Source organism: Carnobacterium jeotgali MS3, assembly GCF_000745125.1.
Classification (GTDB): Bacteria; Bacillota; Bacilli; order Lactobacillales; family Carnobacteriaceae; genus Carnobacterium_B; species Carnobacterium_B jeotgali.
Genome location: NZ_JQNF01000005.1, coordinates 637,808 through 653,974, shown reverse-complemented (window position 1 = coordinate 653,974; position 16,167 = coordinate 637,808). Strand labels below are relative to the sequence as shown.

Sequence of the window (16,167 nt, the reverse complement as noted above, 5' to 3'; positions counted from 1 at the left end):
CACATCCTCTCGTTCAACTTTCGTCTCTCTTATTTTAACATACGCAAAAAATAAAAGACCTATACAAAATGAAAATGTATAAGTCCTTTATTTTATGAAAAATAGACAACCAAGAAAATAGCAAAGGCAGCGCCTAAAGTGTAGATAGCTTTAAAAGAACCCTTTGTCGTTTTATGGCGAAACAATTTCATACCTAAGATTCCACCGATTCCACCACCAATAAGACCCAGACCTAACAATGTTCTTTCAGGTATTCTCCATTGGCGTTTAACGGCTTTTTGTTTATCTACGTACATCAATACGAATAATAAACTGTTGCACAATAACAAATAAATCCATAAAAAGATCATCTTTATGCTCCTTTTACAGCATTCAAACGAGCAATTTCAACAATAACTGCAGTGGCTTTTTCCATACTTTCAACTGCCACAAATTCATAGCGGCCATGAAAGTTTTCTCCACCAGCAAAAATATTTGGCGTTGGAAGCCCCATAAAGGAAATTTTCGAGCCATCTGTTCCACCGCGAATCGGTTCGATGATTGGTTTAATAGACAGATTCTTCATTGCTTCTTCAGCAATATCAACTACAGTCATATCTTTTTCAATGATTTCGCCCATATTGTAGTAAGAGTCATTTAATTCAATCGTGATTCGTTCGCTGCCATATTCTTTATTTAAGGTTGCAGCTTGTTCAAGCATAAAGGCTTTACGCGCTTCGAATTTTTCACGGTCATGGTCACGGATAATATAAGATAAAGTTGCTTCATCTACTTCTCCAGTAATCCCAACTAAGTGGTAGAATCCCTCGCGTCCTTCTGTTTTCTCAGGTACTTCATCTTGAGGCAATAAGGCATCAAAAGCCATTCCAATTTTAACGGCATTGACCATTGTATTTTTAGCAGTTCCAGGGTGAACATTCTTCCCTTGAATCTTCACAATCGCTGAAGCCGCGTTGAAACTTTCAAATTCCAATTCGCCAACTGGACCACCATCCATGGTATAAGCAAATGTTGCATTAAAACCCGGTACGTCAAAACGATCTGCTCCGATGCCGATTTCTTCATCTGGACCAAAGCCAACACGAATAGTACCGTGTTCGATTGAATCGTCGTTAATCAAGACTTCCATAGCTGTCATAATCTCAGCGATTCCCGCTTTATCGTCAGCCCCTAATAAAGTTGTTCCGTCTGTTGTGATTAACGTTTGTCCCACGTAATTTTTCAGATTAGGAAAATCTTTCGGATCTAAAACAATTTGTTGTTCTTCATTTAATACAATTGCTGCTCCATTATACTGTTCATGGAATTGAGGGTTCACATTTTCTGCATTAAAATCAGCCGTATCCATATGAGCAATAAAACCAACTGTTGGTACTTCTTTAGCTGTATTGCTAGGCAAAGTTGCTGTAACATAACCATTGGATTCGTTATATGCAATATCGCTTAATCCAATTTCTTCTAATTCTTTCATTAACGTCTTAGCAAATGCAACTTGGCTTTGCGTTGAAGGAATAGTCGTGCTGTTTTCATTAGAACGTGTTTCTGTTTTTACATAACGAATAAAACGAGGTACAAGGTTTTCATACATAAAAGATAACTTCCTTTCAAAATTGTTTTTTATAAAAAGTTATAAGGATCAGTATTTAATTTCGATTGAATAATATCAAAATCCCAATTTGCTTCTGTTTTCCATTGTGTAAACAAATCTACTAATCTTGGTTTACAAATGCTTTCAATATGATGACCAGGGTCGATCACACTTAATCCATCCGCTAACATATCATGAGCTGTATGGTAGTAAACATCTCCTGTGATAAAAACATCAGCTTGTTTTTTTAGCGCATCCGGATAATATTTTCCAGCATCTCCACCACAAATTGCCACACGTTGGATTAGTTGATCTTTATCTGATGTAACATAACGCAAACCAGACACTCCAAAAACATCTTTGACTTTTTGAGCAAAGTCAGCAACTGAAATGGGTTCTGCTAAATTGCCGACTCTCCCAAGACCATATTCATCCACAAAATTTTCAATTGTATACAAATCATATGGCGGTTCCTCATAAGGATGCGCTCCAAATAACGCTTTTTCAATCGTTTGCGTTAAGTGTTCTGGAAAAACAACTTCAATCCGAACTTCAGCTACATGTTCCGTTTCATCGATAGTTCCTTTTGTAGGATTAGCCTGATTAATCGGTGTAAAGCGGCTGACGCCAGCAAATGTATACGTACAATCTTTGTAATTTGGACCTATTTGTCCAGCTCCTGCAGCCGTCAATGCATTGCGGACTTCTGCTTGATTTTCTTCAGGAACAAATACGGCAATTTTTTTATAGGTTAGTCTTTTAGTCACGTGCATGATTTCGGTTTCTTTTAGCGCTAATGCATCGGCTAACCACGTATTCATACCGTTGGTTGCCACATCTAAATTGGTATGAGCAGCATAAACGGTAATATCATGCTTCAATAAATCAGCGTACATTTTCGTTTGTGCATCGTCTGTTGCCAAGTTTTTAATCGGACGAAAAATTGGCGGATGATGTGCAAAAATAAAGTCTACTTGTTTCTCAATCGCTTCTTGTACGACTTTAGGTCGAATATCTAACGTAACCATCATTTTTCCAATCGGTTTCTTTAACGTTCCTACTGCTAACCCAACCGGATCTCCAGCTTCAGCTAGCTGTTTTGGAGCAAATGATTCAAATTTTTGGATAAATTCACTTCCATAAGTCTTAGTCATTTCAGCACCTCTTCTATTTCTTGAATTTCTGCTTGGATTAGTTTGATTTTTGCTGTTTGATCTACACTTGATTTTTTTAAACTAGCGAGAATGTACTGGTTCTTTTCCAGTTCTTTTTGCCATTTCTTTTTGAAAATAGCTGAGTTTTTATCTTTTAAATAAAATCCAAATGTCAACTGAGAAGCTGTTGCTACAAACTTTTCTGTTGGGCTTTTCACCGCAACCATCAGTTCATAGATTTTATCATTTTCTTCGATAATATCTTCTGCAGTAATCATGTAGTTATGATCCACCAACCATTTGCGTAATGTTAGTTCTCCTACGTTCGGTTGTAAAATCAATCGTTCTTTACCAGTTAAATGACCTTTTTTAAAGCCATTATCTAAAATAGAAGCAATTAACGAACCACCCATGCCACAAATAGTGATGGCCGATACTTCGTCTGCTGGAGAAAGCACTTCTAATCCATCACCTAAACGAACACTGATTTGTTTAGTTAACCCTAAACGATTCACTTGATTTTGTGCAGCTTGAAACGGACCTTTAACAACTTCCCCAGCTATCGCAAAAGCAACTTTTCCATTACTTGCTAAAGCACAAGGTAAATAGGCATGATCAGAACCAATATCTGCTAAACGATCACCCTGTTCAACATAAGATGCAGCTGTACTTAAACGCAGTGACAATTGACTTTCGTCCATACTCAACACTTCTTTCAATTAATGATTTTCTTTATCCTTCGAAGAACTCTTCATCCATTAAGTAACCTTCTGCGGCATCTTTAGTATTGAAAACACCTTCAACTTGATCATTTGGTAAGGCTACTACCCATGTAGGATTATCATAAATTAAACGTAAAATGTCGCCATTATTGTCAAACCATAATTCTGTGTATCCTTCTTCATAGCCATCAGCTGTTTTCTTTAAGTGAGCAATCGCTTGATCTACCATAGAACGAATCGTTTCTTCTGTTTCATCTCTAACGGATACATAGCCTTTATCTGTTTCTTCTTTCGGCAAATAACCTGCATAAATCAGAGCATTTCCATTCGGGTGAAGGAAACGGATCGCCATTGTTTTAGGTACTGCGCTGTCCTTAAAGTGGTAGTTCAATCGGTTCATTGATACTTTTGTTGCTGTTAATTCCTCGTAACTATCAAAGATAGCCTTTTTTTCTTCAAATGATAACATGTCATTCATCCCTTCATTCTTACATCGTTTATTATTATACCAGTTTTTTCTGTCATTCGTTCATTTTTATGATTCTTCATCAAACAGTGCGCTGCTTCAAAAAATTCTTACGGAATAGACGGATTTGCTTGTAAGATCCCTGGTACCGTCTTATCCCTGAATTTTTTAAGATCATCAATACTAAAATAAACCGATTAAATTTTAGTTATGAACGAATGAAGGTCGCCCAAATAAAGCTCATTTTGGACGACCCTCTTTTAATTTTATTCTAAAAAGTCTTTTAATTGTTTTGAACGACTAGGGTGACGTAATTTACGTAGTGCTTTAGCTTCGATTTGACGGATACGTTCGCGCGTAACCCCAAATACTTTACCTACATCTTCAAGCGTACGGTTACGTCCATCATCAAGACCAAAACGTAAACGCAATACATTTTCTTCACGGTCTGTCAGAGTGTCTAGAACATCTTCTAATTGTTCTTTCAACAACTCATAAGCTGCATTTTCTGCTGGGCTAGTTGCATCGTGATCCTCAATAAAATCACCTAAATGAGAATCATCTTCTTCTCCGATTGGCGTTTCCAAAGAAACTGGTTCTTGAGCAATTTTTAAGATTTCACGAACTTTTTCAGTCGGTAAATCCATTTCTGCTCCGATTTCTTCTGGAGTTGGTTCGCGTCCTAAATCTTGTAATAATTGACGTTGGATACGGATCAATTTATTGATTGTTTCAACCATATGCACTGGAATACGAATCGTACGAGCTTGATCGGCTATAGCACGCGTAATCGCTTGGCGAATCCACCAAGTAGCATACGTAGAGAATTTAAACCCTTTTTTATAATCGAATTTTTCAACAGCCTTCATCAATCCCATGTTTCCTTCTTGGATCAAATCTAAGAACTGCATTCCACGTCCAACGTAACGTTTGGCAATGCTAACAACTAAACGTAAATTAGCTTCTGCAAGACGTTGACGAGCTTCTTGATCGCCTTCTTCAATTTTAATGGCTAATTCAACTTCTTCAGCTGCCGTTAATAAATTGACACGCCCGATTTCTTTCAAATACATTCTAACAGGATCGTTAATTTTCACGCCCGGAGGAGCCGTTAAGTCTTCAGGTTTTTCAGCATCTTTTTCGGCTTTCAATTCTTTCAATTTCAATTGACGAGCTGTTGGACCACCATCGTCTCCAACCACTCCAACACCTGCATCTTCAACCGTTTGGATAAGTGCATCCATTTTTTGAGCAGTTAATGAAAAAGGCGTTGCTATTTTATTTGTCAAATCATCATAATGAATCGTTCCTGCTGGTTTGTACTCTTTAATCAATTTCTTTACTTCGCTATCAAATGCTTTTTTCGTTGTTGGGTTTTTATCAGCCATTAAAAAGCCTCCTCTATCAATCTTACTAGCACTTTATTACTAGAGTCTTACTTACTTATTTTTTAATAAACGAGATAAATTGACTACTTCAATCATTAATACGCGAAGTTGGTCTTTATCGCCTCGCCTTGATGCCTCTGTCAATGCTTCTTGTTTTTCTTTCAATTTCATTTGAAGAATTGACTTTCTTGAAATCATATCTAGATAATCTTCTATTTCTCTAGCGGTGACTTCGTTGCTGATAGACAAAAGTTCAATTTCAACAATCAAATTTTTCAGTTCCGGTTCTTTAACGAAGTCAATAAAGGCATCAATAGGACCTTCATTATCCGTATGTTCTCGGAAACTTTCATATAAAATAAACAGCATTTGATACTCATCATGTACAAAATGAAAATCATCAGCACCATTCTTCATTATAATCCAAGCCTCTTCAAAATGAAACAAACGATTCAACAATAAACGTTCTGCATTTTCAATATTATCCGGTTTTCTTTTTTGCATTTGAACTTGAGGATAATTTCTTTCAACAGGTTGCTTTTGATACAATTGCTGTTTTTCTTTCGTTCGTTGATTGCGCGACTCATGAAATTTCTGTTGGAATTGTTCCTTTAAAGAGTCAATGGAGAGTTCAAACTCACTGGCTAACTGTTTAAAGTACAATTCACGTTCCACAGCCGACGTGACCGTAAGCAATTCGGATAATATTTTTTCGATATACCCTAAACGCTCACTCTCATTTGATAAATTAAGTGACTTACGATAATAAGCCATTTTGAAACCAAAGAGTGTTTCTCTCCCATGAGCGATTAACTCTTTAAAAGCATCCGCACCATTTTTTTTAATGTACTCATCTGGATCCATGCCTTCAGAGAAACGAATAATATCGATATCAAAGTTAGTCTCTGCCGCTAACAGATCGCTTGCTCTCTTAGTTGCTTCAATTCCTGCAGTATCTCCATCATAAGCAATCAGTACATGGTCTGTCACCCGATCAATCAAATGAATTTGTTCATTTGTGAGACTGGTTCCCATTGAAGCGATTCCGTTTGTTAATCCCACTTTCCAAGCTGCAATAACATCCATAAATCCTTCAAATAGTATGACTTCTTTTTCTCGTCTGATAGCAGGACGAGCCAGATCAAAATTAAAAAGAATGGTTCGTTTATTAAACAACTGGGTTTCAGGGCTATTTAAATATTTAGGAGCGCCGTCTTCAGCATCTTGCTGAAAGATACGTCCTGAAAACGCCACGGTTTTACCCTGCTGATTGCGAATAGGAAAGATGATCCGATTGTAAAACCGGTCTAGCAAATCCCCATTGTCTTTTTCGACAAACAAACCCGTCTTTTTTAATAACTCTTGCTCATGATTTTTCCCGACTAAATACTGTTGCAACATCGTTCGCTCTCGTGGAGCAAACCCAATATTGAATGTATCGATTACTTCTCGAGTCAATCCTCTTTGAGTTAAATACTCTAGAGCATCTTCTCCAATTTTTGTGTTCAATAGAATATGATGAAATAATTCAGCACTTTCTTCGTGGACACGAATAAGTTTTTCTTTTGTTGAGTCAGTTGGTTGATTTTTATGATTATGGTCTTGAACCAAAGATTCATCTAGTTGAAATTGACTCAAATCTGCTGTTTTAATGACCGCTTCTGGAAAAGATAACCCATCAACTTCCATTAAAAAAGTGAAAACATTACCGCCTCGTCCACAACTGAAACAGTGGAAAATTTGTTTTTCTTCTGTTACCGAAAATGACGGAGTCCGTTCTTCATGAAAGGGACAAAAGCCAAAGAGATTTTTGCCTTTCTTTTTTAATTGAACATACTGACTGACGACATCCACTATATTGGTTTCTTGCCGTATTTTATTGACAGTTTCTTCTGGAATCATCATTGCCAAGCTGTTCACCTCTTAATAAAAATAAAGAACGTTAGGCCCTATCAGTAAGAACATTAAGTCTCTAAAAGCCGCACTCAAAAACAAGTGCGACTCTACTCTCAAAATCTATTCTCAGACAGAACTATACATGATTCATATTAGCACATTTAGCGAAATAAAACAAATTTTTAGCAGGAATAAATAAACGGTGTAATGGTAATTATAAAAACAATTAACCTTGAAAATTCTCATCGAATTTCCAAACTTAATTGTTTCTGATTTAGTTATTTAATTTTTGCCATAGTTGTAGCAAATGAGTTGCGACTCATTAGTGTCTTCCAAACAACATGTGCAAGCATGAAATCAATCATGCTATGAATAATTGTCCCTGCTCCAACTAGTAAGAAAACAGACTGTAAGAAACCTTGCGCATAGTAAGCAGTTGTCATTCCCCCACCGAAATAAAAAACAGATACAACGGCTACTTCACAAAATGCATGTAGCACACCGATTAAAAACGAAAAGATTTGTGTTTTAACAGCAGACTGAAGGATATCTGGTTTTTTAAACAACACATACGATCCAATTCCTGCAAAAATAACGTGCGTTAAGGCTCTTAGTGCAATGATGACTGGAAAACCTCCCAGCATAAATCCGACAGCTGTTCCCAATGCCACTGCTATGGCAATCATCGGTGAGATAAACATCGCAATAAAAATAGCTACATGACTCGCTAATGTAAAGGATGCTGGTTCTAAAACTAATTTAACTGGCGAAACCATTGGAATTAAAATACCTATCGCTACTAACAGTGCTGCAATCGTTAATTTATGAATCTTATTCGTTTTCATCTCAACAACTCCTACTCTCAAATGTGCATTATCACGTGTCATGACATGCTAACAAATTTAATTATAGCTGTTTTCCGAAAGTTGTCAAGACACCTTTAGTTTTTGTACAACAGACCTAGCGTATCCAGCACCTTTTTTATTCGATCAAACGTTTTTTTGTCAGCACACGCAATAGTATGCAAATGAACGCCATCAGTTAATTCTGACAATAAGTTGGCTTGTTTACTTTCTATCGTATCCATAAAGCGATCCGCATCGTAACGCGAAGAAATCGTTAAACGCCCTTTTAACTCTCCGTATATAGGATGTTCTACGATAACATCTACTACTTCTCCTCCATTGTCCACTACTGCATACAATTCAGCTTTTGTTTCGGATGCACTATGGTCACTGGCTAATTGACCGACAAATTTATTGGTCATTGATGCAGATTCCAATACATATCCTTTGGGAGTAGCTATGACATCAATACCACTCGCTCTTAATAAAGCCACATCGCCTACAATAATTTGACGACTCACACTTAGCCGTTCTGCTAACTTTCTGGCACTTACCGGTCTATTCTCCTGTGATAAAATCGAAACAATACTGTCTCTTCTTTTAGTTGCTTCCATCAAAAATCAGTCCTTTTCAATTAATGCACTCTTTTATTCTTAATTATACCCTAATTTGCTTCAATTAAAGCGTTTATATAAAACTTATCATCCGTAAAAATTTGTCAAAAATGTGCTATACTATAAAAAACGTTTTAACAAGGAGATCAAATGAAAAAATTGGCATTTATTTTTCTTTTACTCATGAGCTTAACTATCATCTTTTGCCTCTATGGCTACTATGAAAATCGTTCATTGGACATTGATCATCAAACTATTGCTTTGGAAGACTTGCCACCAAAGTTAGACCATTTAAAAATCGTTCATTTGTCGGATACTCATTTTGAAAGAAATCGTATTTCAATTGACACGTTACTTTCTGAAATTGAACAAGCCGAACCCGACATTATTCTTTTGACGGGTGATTTAATCGATCGTACGGCAGACTTAAGTAAAGTACCTCTTGAAGAATTTGGTCGCTCTTTAATGAGTATTGCTCCAACATATGCCGTATCCGGTAATCATGAAACAAGCAGCGGACAATTAGTCGCATGGGAAAGTGAAATAAGTCATAGTGGCGTTACGCTATTAAACAATAGTCAACTTACCTTAACCGTTAATGATGCTCAACTCGCGCTAGTGGGTGTTAGAGATGAATCCTTTCCCAATGAAGTGCCTCTATCAGATTCCATAAGCGACGATACACCATTATTGCTGCTCGCTCATCACCCGGAATACTTCGAGCAGTATCTCACTTCTAATCCAATGATCCAGCCGGATATCACATTTAGTGGCCATGCCCACGGCGGACAAATAAGACTGCCACTTATCGGTCCTTTATACTCTCCTGGCCAAGGATTTTTCCCTAAATATACCACAGGTATTTACACTAGTGAAAAAGACCCTACAAAGCAGCTAGTGGTAAGCCGAGGAATCGGGAACAGCGTGTTCCCATTTCGGATTAACAATAAACCTCATCTATTAATTATCACTCTTGAACGTAAAAACTAGAAAAAAGCCACTAGTGTAAGGAAAATAATCCTACTAGTGGCTTTTTTCATCTGTTTTATTGACTAAATTGTGCCTCATACAATTTTATATAAGAGCTGGAATAAACCAGAGATAATAAGAAGTGATACGCTTGATAAAGCGAGTTCCAAAATAAATATGTATACACATGAATAAACACAATTATGCCCTTTTTCTGCCCTATTAATAGAACAGAACCTACTATAGTAACTAGTAAGTTCTAACCCTTAGCGAGTAGGATGATAAATAACGTCTCCACGTGGGACACATTGTTAAGAGGTGTTTGGAGTTCTGTTAAAATAAATTATACCATAATAAAATTATTTAGTTCAATTTGCATATATTATAGATACCCAGCCCTCGCTCTCCCTCATCCAGCGAGGGTATTTATCCCTTTACAAAACGAACGTGCGTTCGTATAATAAACACGAGGTGATTTATTATGAAGAAATGTATAGTACAAGAATTCGACCAAAATTATATGATGTTTAACGAAAAAGAAATGAGTTTTGAAGAATATCCAGAAAGAGACCAATCTGATTACATACTTGATAAGATTTCTCATCAAGAAGTCAAAGAATACAATATCGAATATTCAGCTATGGTACAGACGATTTATATGGGCGAAATTGGAAAATATCGATTGGATGGCGTTCCTTTTGGATTTAATGCATTTATCATTACTATCGAAATGGAGGAATGATTGTGGATGATATTTGGGGATTGAGTGAATCTTCACTGTTACTTATTGAAGATGAATTAGATGAACTATTGAAGGAGGATGAGGATCATGAATGCTGCAATGATGACAGGGAAAGTAGTTTCGGATGTAAAAGTGATCAACACTAAACATGGATACCCATTTTGCTACATTGCTTTAGAGGTTAATGGACAAATTCATAACTGTTTGATTGCTGGGCGGAAAGCTTTTAAATTTGTTTACGAGGTTGAAAATGGCACTGGTTTAACAGTTGATTGCACGATTAATGAACGTAAACAACTGATCATTCAAGAATACAAAATTGACAGTCAGCCTACTCTTTTAGGTCAATTATGGGACTATAAAGGTAGGAGACTGCCATTTAAGAAAACTATGTTTTAATGCAAAAAAAGCCCCTGACCATTATTTATGGTTAGAGGCTTTAACTATTTATAAGAATATTTATTTTATTTCTATATTCATTTACTTCTACTTCTAATTCATCTTCTAAACTTCCATCATTGTTTATTGCAAATTCACTAATACATGCCATTTCTGACCAATAGTATTTTTGTAATATTTCATCGACTACTTCTAAAATATTTTCCTTAGCCATACATTAGCCTCCTTTATGATGTATTATTAATATAATTATATCATAAAGGAGGTGATAATATGAATTGGTATAAAGATTCTTTACTATGTTTAAATGAAGCAGAAGAAATTATTCAACAAATAGAAGAGTTAGAAAAGAATTCAATACATGATATAGAACTATTGGAACGTTGTAAGCCGAAAATAAAAAATTGCCTAGAAAACTGTCGATCACCACTCGACTATATTTCGAATTATTTATTTGATACCTACTGTAAAGAAAACTACACTTTTAAACAACTAAAAAACATAAAACATAATTATCCAATAAGTTATAAAAAACATAAATTACACAACAATTTACACGCAAATTTTATTGGATTGAACGATACAAGACACGATATAGTTAAAGAAATTGAAAAGTCACAACCATTTAAAGACAACGAACAATGGTTAAGTCAATTAACATTTCTAGTTAATGAAAATAAGCACGCTAAGCTTACTTTTAACACATCAGAGAAAAGTATCAATATCAAAAGTCTTGAGTTCGGGGGAGCTAAATTTACAAACATCACTATGACAAATGTCGGAGTTCCTATAAGAATAGGTAATCAAGACTACGATTTAATAAACACCTTCCCTCCAGGTTCAATCAACCAAGATATCACAGCAAAAAACAAGCTTTCTTTTGAAGAATTAAAACTACCGGTAATTGAGACTCTTAAACAAATATATAAAGGAGTTTCGGACACTATTAATTCTATTGAAGAAACGCTGTAAAAAAACGACCCTACCTCATTTAAGAGATAGGGTTTTGTTGTGTCTATTTAAACAACGCTTCAAAAGTATCCTTACCAACAATTCCATCTGCTGATAACCCTTTTGCTTTCTGGAATCGGATCACTGCATTATATAAATCGTCTGAAAATACTCCGTTAAACTTACCAACGTTGTAACCTTTGCAAATCAATGCAGCTTGGATTAAACGACTAAGGTTACCACTGGCTCCTTTACGAACCGTTACACATGCTGCCTTAGTTTTAGCTCCCCAGTAGCCATCTACCACAAGTCCAGCGTTAAATTGGTTGTTTAATTCCGTTTGTAAAGCTTTAATCAATGCTTTATACGTTGCAGAACCAGCTAAATTATCAACAGTTAAACCACCGTAGAACCAACGATTCAAGAACATTTGAACCCCAGCAATTGATTGAGTCTCTGTTGTTGTTCCTGTAATTACTGGTTTAGTTGCAGGAGTAGCTTTATTTGTGTTTCCGCCACCGGCGGTTTTGAATCCGTCAACATCTTGTTCTAATATCCATCCAGTAGCAACTTTTCCTTTACCAATTAGGTAGGCTTTTTTAGACTTAGATTTTGTGACAGGCTTAGATGCTAATACATCATATACTTGTCCGATTACAAATTTAGGAATAACTTTACCTGTTTCCCAGTGAGTTGCTTGCTTGCCAACTTTAACTGTCTTACCGTCTGGTTGAGGTGTAACCGTATTCGGAACTGTTGCGACGGGGGCAGATACTCCTTCTTTAGCCAGCATATTTTCAACAGTTTTACCTAAAGACATATAGCGAGCTACTTTATTGATAAAATAATCTTTTACTGCGTTAGTAGATTTCCCATGTAATTCCCAAGAACGATGCGGGCATGAAGTTGAAGAAAATTGTTTGTGTAATTTAATAGTGTCTCTATTCGGTTTCAATCCGTAGTAATGAAAATCCTCTGCTACTTGGCGCAAAGTCATGTCTTCGTTTTTAATAAATTCTTTATCAGAAATAATACCGTAATAACTTTGTACAACTTCGTATCCTAGATACCAAGCGTTTCCTTCGTTGTTAGCAGTGTGCCAAGCTTTGTTTCCAGTATTATCCGCTCTTAATACGGTTGTTTTATTTACATAGTATTGAGCGAATCCTAATCCTAGTTGTCCTGCATTTTTTCTTCTAACTAACCAATCTACGTATTGTTCTGGTGTCATAGCACCGTAATCGTTGTGTATTACAGCACCTTTTGGTTTTCCTTGACGCTTACCTGCTTTACCATTAATAATATCATCACGATTAATTCTGGTTACAGTACCCACTATTTATTTTCCTCCTTCTTATAGTTAGAGTTTGAAACCCCTAGTGTAGCACCTAGAAACGTTGTAACAGCTCCAACAATAGTCATGGTCACTTCTGTATAATCCCAATTGAAACTACCGCCTACCGTACCAATTAATGCGATAGAAGCTGGTAATACGATTGTTACGATCCATTTTAAAATGTCGTAGTATTTACTATTTAAAATCATTCTGCGTTCTCTCCTTTTTTTATGGTTGATTTCAATTCATTCATCTGAAATCTTAAGTCTTGAATGATACCTTTCAGAGTGCTATTTTCTTCGTCTTTTTCGTCTACTTCTTTTTCTAATTCTTTTATTTTGGTATCTAATCGTTCAATTTCTACACGCGCACGATCCAACAAATTCAATTCGTGATTTTGATTGTTGCTTTTGTGCGTGAAGTAAGCGGATAGAATAGCTCCCGCGCCTCCTGTTCCAACGAATAAACCTATTAACATTTGCCACGTCATGCACTATAATCCCCCTTGAGCGATACTCTTAAACATCCTATTGCTATCATTCCAGCAAATAAATATGACGGATGTGGATACCCTGTGCCAAATGAGTACGTAAGAGCAACAAAGAATAATCCGCTCCACATACCACTTAAAAGCCAAATACTGATTTTTTTTAACGGTTTATTTGCAATCCTAATCCAGCTAGTTTCAGCATCCCTAAAATAAGAAGTAATATTCCTATGATATTCTCTGGTAGTTTGCTCAAATATGGCTCCGCGCTTGCAATTAAATAGCCGTCCACTCTAAATATAAATTCACCGTACAAAATACTAACAACAGCAATTAAAGCACCCCAGAAGTCACTAGGGCGTTTGTAGGAAGCTTTCTGCAAATCTTGTTTTAATTTCCTGTTTACCATTTCTCACCATCCTTTTCTCAAATTAAAAAGACCCACTCGATTGAGTAGATCTTCGTTTTCATAAATTAACTTGTTTGTTTTCCTCTTATTTTATCAATCATGTACCACAAATCCGAGTCTTTAAATACGCCTGACAATTTCCCAACTCCAAAAATATCAGAATCGCTCATCAGCAACGCATATTCCTCTCCCGATACGAAAGTGGTGTCCTCTTTGATAAATTCTCCTGCAGAGTTTAAAAATCTCGATTGAATAGTTATGTGTTTATCTGCCATGTTATGATTTACGTTAACTAATTCTTCTTTTACTGCCTTTTCTTCGACCAACACGTTCTTATATCGGCTAATAGAAATACCTATTTCTCTACTATTACTCATCATATAATCCCCTTTTTTTAAGTTTCTACTAACCATTCACCAGCTTTATTTTCAACATACCACTTGCCGAGATAAATAAGCTCTATCATGCTTCCTACAGTCTCGCTGTAAATACCTTTATTCGCCCCTGAATATCCGACTATTCCGCCTGTTGGTCTGAATGTCATACGCATGTTTTTCACCACTCTAAATTTGACTTTGTGGCCGTAAGGAATATTTGCATCTGTGGACGTATAGGTATTCCAAACACTCGCATCGGGATTGGTGACTTGTGTAGCTAAAGTCTGAGCTATATCGTGAGTGAAGTAAGGATCTTTCAAAACCATTGAATCTAACCCGTCTATGATTTGTAAATCAGGATTGTCCCTAACGAAGTTCTGTAAAAGATTCGTTGTCTTGATCTCTGGGTTTACGATTTTTACATTCCCAATTTTTTTGACTCCACCTGCACTCGCGAATAATAGTTTAAAAGCTCCATTATTATTATCTTCGATGTATGGGTTGATTATCGAAAAATTGCCTATATCTACCGGATCTGTCGTAGTAGATAATTTCAAAAAAGTAAAACAATGGTTATAAAACTCATCTTGTGAACCGGACAAATTGAAACCATAAATCTCAGGTCTATCAATCGTCACGTGTGGAGTATCTCTTGTGCAGTAATTATCAACATGTAGAACGTCTTTAAGAGTACCTCTCATGATTGGTTTGGATATGCTTATAGATCCGCCTAACTTTCCTGTCAAGGGTCTAAACATCAATGGATGCGAACAGTTTATAAACGTAGGATTTCTTATCACGATGTCAACACCAAGGTCCCTGTCCATCAAGTTGAACAAATTATGATCTATTCCTACCGTGCAGTTTTCAAAAACAGGACTATCTATAAGAACGTGTTCGAGAATTGGTTTTAATGGGCCTTCTCCTTCTGGTTCGATGTCGATTCCCGCTTTAGGGTTCACGTCAGTAATATTTTTAAAAGTTGGATATATCACATTAATGCGTCTACCGCTACACAACGACAAGCCATTTCTGCGCGAGCCATCAATTAGGGGTCTGATAATGTCTACATCTTCAGTTTCTTTTAAACTTGTTCCGAAGTAATCATGACCTATATAAATACCGTCCCCGAAAGTATTGCGGACAATAGGATGGATGACTTTAACTTTAGTTGAATTTAGTATGTCTATTCCGTGTCCCCACTCGCCAGACGTCGCCAAATTGTCCGCTTTGCTTCCGTCAATTTGTGGTTTGACAATAAGAACGTTATCTACACCTTTGCACTGTAGAATAGAATAGTTTGAAGCATTATGAGGCAACAATTTTAACGTAGCGTTATTGATAAAAAATAGTTTTGTGTTACTTGCTATTTCATAGAAATCAGCTCTTAACATGTACGTGCCTTCAGGAACTACTAGATTTCCACCTAAAGAAACGAACTCTTTAAGAGCCTCGGTATTGTCTGTCACACCATCTCCTACCCCGCCTACATCAGTAAAATAAGTGCCGGTTCTCGTGAATTGAGCGACAATCTCTTGTTCTTTTGCCGTCAACCTTCCATTTAGCGTGTTATATCCTGCACGTGCAACGGCTACCTCAGCACCCGATGGAGAAGCGGATGAAGCATCTTGCTGCACGGCTACAAAATCATCTTCTAATGTGTCTTGTCGTACTTCGATATCTGCTTGACGGTTACCTGTTTTAGAAATACCTTCTGCGATATCGTCACGCATTTTTACGATCCTTGGTTCATTTTCGATACTTGTTTTTATTTGACTAATTCTTGTACGATATTGTTCAGTTGTTTCTGCCAAATGTCTCACT

Annotated in this window: 20 protein-coding genes; 4 read left to right on the top strand and 16 right to left on the bottom strand. The window is 36.5% G+C overall.

Annotation, left to right across the window (positions count from 1 at the left end; genetic code table 11):
• Positions 1-92: 92 nt before the first annotated feature.
• The 9 genes from BP18_RS05695 to BP18_RS05655 all read right to left on the bottom strand — a co-directional run bounded on the left by BP18_RS05695 (position 93) and on the right by BP18_RS05655 (position 8,673).
• Complete coding sequence (locus tag BP18_RS05695; RefSeq protein WP_007722799.1) at positions 93-350, bottom strand: DUF1294 domain-containing protein; 258 nt, start codon at positions 348-350, stop codon at positions 93-95.
• A 2-nt stretch (positions 351-352) separates the two neighbouring features.
• Positions 353-1,588, bottom strand: a complete 1,236-nt coding sequence (gene pepT, locus BP18_RS05690) for a peptidase T (protein ID WP_007722801.1) — start codon at positions 1,586-1,588, stop codon at positions 353-355.
• A gap of 29 nt (positions 1,589-1,617) precedes the next feature.
• Entirely contained in the window at positions 1,618-2,742 is a 1,125-nt protein-coding gene (locus tag BP18_RS05685; protein ID WP_035050400.1) for a Nif3-like dinuclear metal center hexameric protein, read from the bottom strand.
• Positions 2,739-3,443 (bottom strand): tRNA (adenine(22)-N(1))-methyltransferase, encoded by a 705-nt coding sequence (locus tag BP18_RS05680; protein WP_007722804.1) that lies wholly within the window; start codon positions 3,441-3,443, stop codon positions 2,739-2,741. The genes BP18_RS05685 and BP18_RS05680 overlap by 4 nt, the downstream gene beginning before the upstream one ends.
• 31 nt (positions 3,444-3,474) lie before the next feature.
• On the bottom strand, positions 3,475-3,933 hold the full coding sequence (locus BP18_RS05675) for a hypothetical protein (RefSeq protein ID WP_007722806.1): 459 nt from the start codon (positions 3,931-3,933) through the stop codon (positions 3,475-3,477).
• Between the two features lie 263 nt (positions 3,934-4,196).
• The gene (gene rpoD / locus BP18_RS05670) at positions 4,197-5,318 is read right to left on the bottom strand and encodes an RNA polymerase sigma factor RpoD (protein WP_029277454.1); all 1,122 of its coding nucleotides are present in this window, start codon (positions 5,316-5,318) and stop codon (positions 4,197-4,199) included.
• Positions 5,319-5,369: 51 nt separating this feature from the next.
• Positions 5,370-7,223, bottom strand: coding sequence for a DNA primase (gene dnaG / locus BP18_RS05665; RefSeq protein ID WP_231549442.1), 1,854 nt, complete (start codon positions 7,221-7,223; stop codon positions 5,370-5,372).
• Positions 7,224-7,492: 269 nt separating this feature from the next.
• Positions 7,493-8,059, bottom strand: a complete 567-nt coding sequence (locus BP18_RS05660; RefSeq protein WP_029277455.1) for a hypothetical protein — start codon at positions 8,057-8,059, stop codon at positions 7,493-7,495.
• A gap of 95 nt (positions 8,060-8,154) precedes the next feature.
• The gene (locus tag BP18_RS05655; protein WP_029277460.1) at positions 8,155-8,673 is read right to left on the bottom strand and encodes a transcription repressor NadR; all 519 of its coding nucleotides are present in this window, start codon (positions 8,671-8,673) and stop codon (positions 8,155-8,157) included.
• A gap of 150 nt (positions 8,674-8,823) precedes the next feature.
• On the opposite strand from BP18_RS05655, the gene BP18_RS05650 reads away from it, so the two are divergent.
• From BP18_RS05650 to BP18_RS05640, 3 genes are all read left to right on the top strand, one after another.
• On the top strand, positions 8,824-9,663 hold the full coding sequence (locus BP18_RS05650; RefSeq protein ID WP_029277461.1) for a metallophosphoesterase: 840 nt from the start codon (positions 8,824-8,826) through the stop codon (positions 9,661-9,663).
• Positions 9,664-10,123: 460 nt separating this feature from the next.
• Positions 10,124-10,384 (top strand): hypothetical protein, encoded by a 261-nt coding sequence (locus BP18_RS05645; protein WP_029277462.1) that lies wholly within the window; start codon positions 10,124-10,126, stop codon positions 10,382-10,384.
• A gap of 87 nt (positions 10,385-10,471) precedes the next feature.
• On the top strand, positions 10,472-10,783 hold the full coding sequence (locus BP18_RS05640) for a hypothetical protein (RefSeq protein ID WP_029277466.1): 312 nt from the start codon (positions 10,472-10,474) through the stop codon (positions 10,781-10,783).
• A gap of 40 nt (positions 10,784-10,823) precedes the next feature.
• Here BP18_RS05640 and BP18_RS12585 read toward each other — a convergent pair whose 3' ends face one another.
• Complete coding sequence (locus BP18_RS12585; protein ID WP_155860416.1) at positions 10,824-10,997, bottom strand: hypothetical protein; 174 nt, start codon at positions 10,995-10,997, stop codon at positions 10,824-10,826.
• A 59-nt stretch (positions 10,998-11,056) separates the two neighbouring features.
• On the opposite strand from BP18_RS12585, the gene BP18_RS05635 reads away from it, so the two are divergent.
• Entirely contained in the window at positions 11,057-11,755 is a 699-nt protein-coding gene (locus tag BP18_RS05635; protein ID WP_029277467.1) for a hypothetical protein, read from the top strand.
• Between the two features lie 43 nt (positions 11,756-11,798).
• Here BP18_RS05635 and BP18_RS12710 read toward each other — a convergent pair whose 3' ends face one another.
• The 6 genes from BP18_RS12710 to BP18_RS05605 all read right to left on the bottom strand — a co-directional run bounded on the left by BP18_RS12710 (position 11,799) and on the right by BP18_RS05605 (position 16,157).
• Positions 11,799-13,070 (bottom strand): peptidoglycan recognition protein family protein, encoded by a 1,272-nt coding sequence (locus BP18_RS12710; RefSeq protein ID WP_051669234.1) that lies wholly within the window; start codon positions 13,068-13,070, stop codon positions 11,799-11,801.
• Positions 13,070-13,279 (bottom strand): phage holin, encoded by a 210-nt coding sequence (locus tag BP18_RS05625; protein WP_029277469.1) that lies wholly within the window; start codon positions 13,277-13,279, stop codon positions 13,070-13,072. The genes BP18_RS12710 and BP18_RS05625 overlap by 1 nt, the downstream gene beginning before the upstream one ends.
• Complete coding sequence (locus BP18_RS05620) at positions 13,276-13,560, bottom strand: hypothetical protein (protein ID WP_035050395.1); 285 nt, start codon at positions 13,558-13,560, stop codon at positions 13,276-13,278. The genes BP18_RS05625 and BP18_RS05620 overlap by 4 nt, the downstream gene beginning before the upstream one ends.
• 160 nt (positions 13,561-13,720) lie before the next feature.
• Complete coding sequence (locus BP18_RS05615) at positions 13,721-13,966, bottom strand: hypothetical protein (protein ID WP_029277473.1); 246 nt, start codon at positions 13,964-13,966, stop codon at positions 13,721-13,723.
• Between the two features lie 65 nt (positions 13,967-14,031).
• Positions 14,032-14,343, bottom strand: coding sequence for a hypothetical protein (locus BP18_RS05610; RefSeq protein WP_029277474.1), 312 nt, complete (start codon positions 14,341-14,343; stop codon positions 14,032-14,034).
• A 17-nt stretch (positions 14,344-14,360) separates the two neighbouring features.
• Positions 14,361-16,157 (bottom strand): hypothetical protein, encoded by a 1,797-nt coding sequence (locus BP18_RS05605; protein ID WP_029277475.1) that lies wholly within the window; start codon positions 16,155-16,157, stop codon positions 14,361-14,363.
• Between the last annotated feature and the right edge of the window lie 10 nt (positions 16,158-16,167).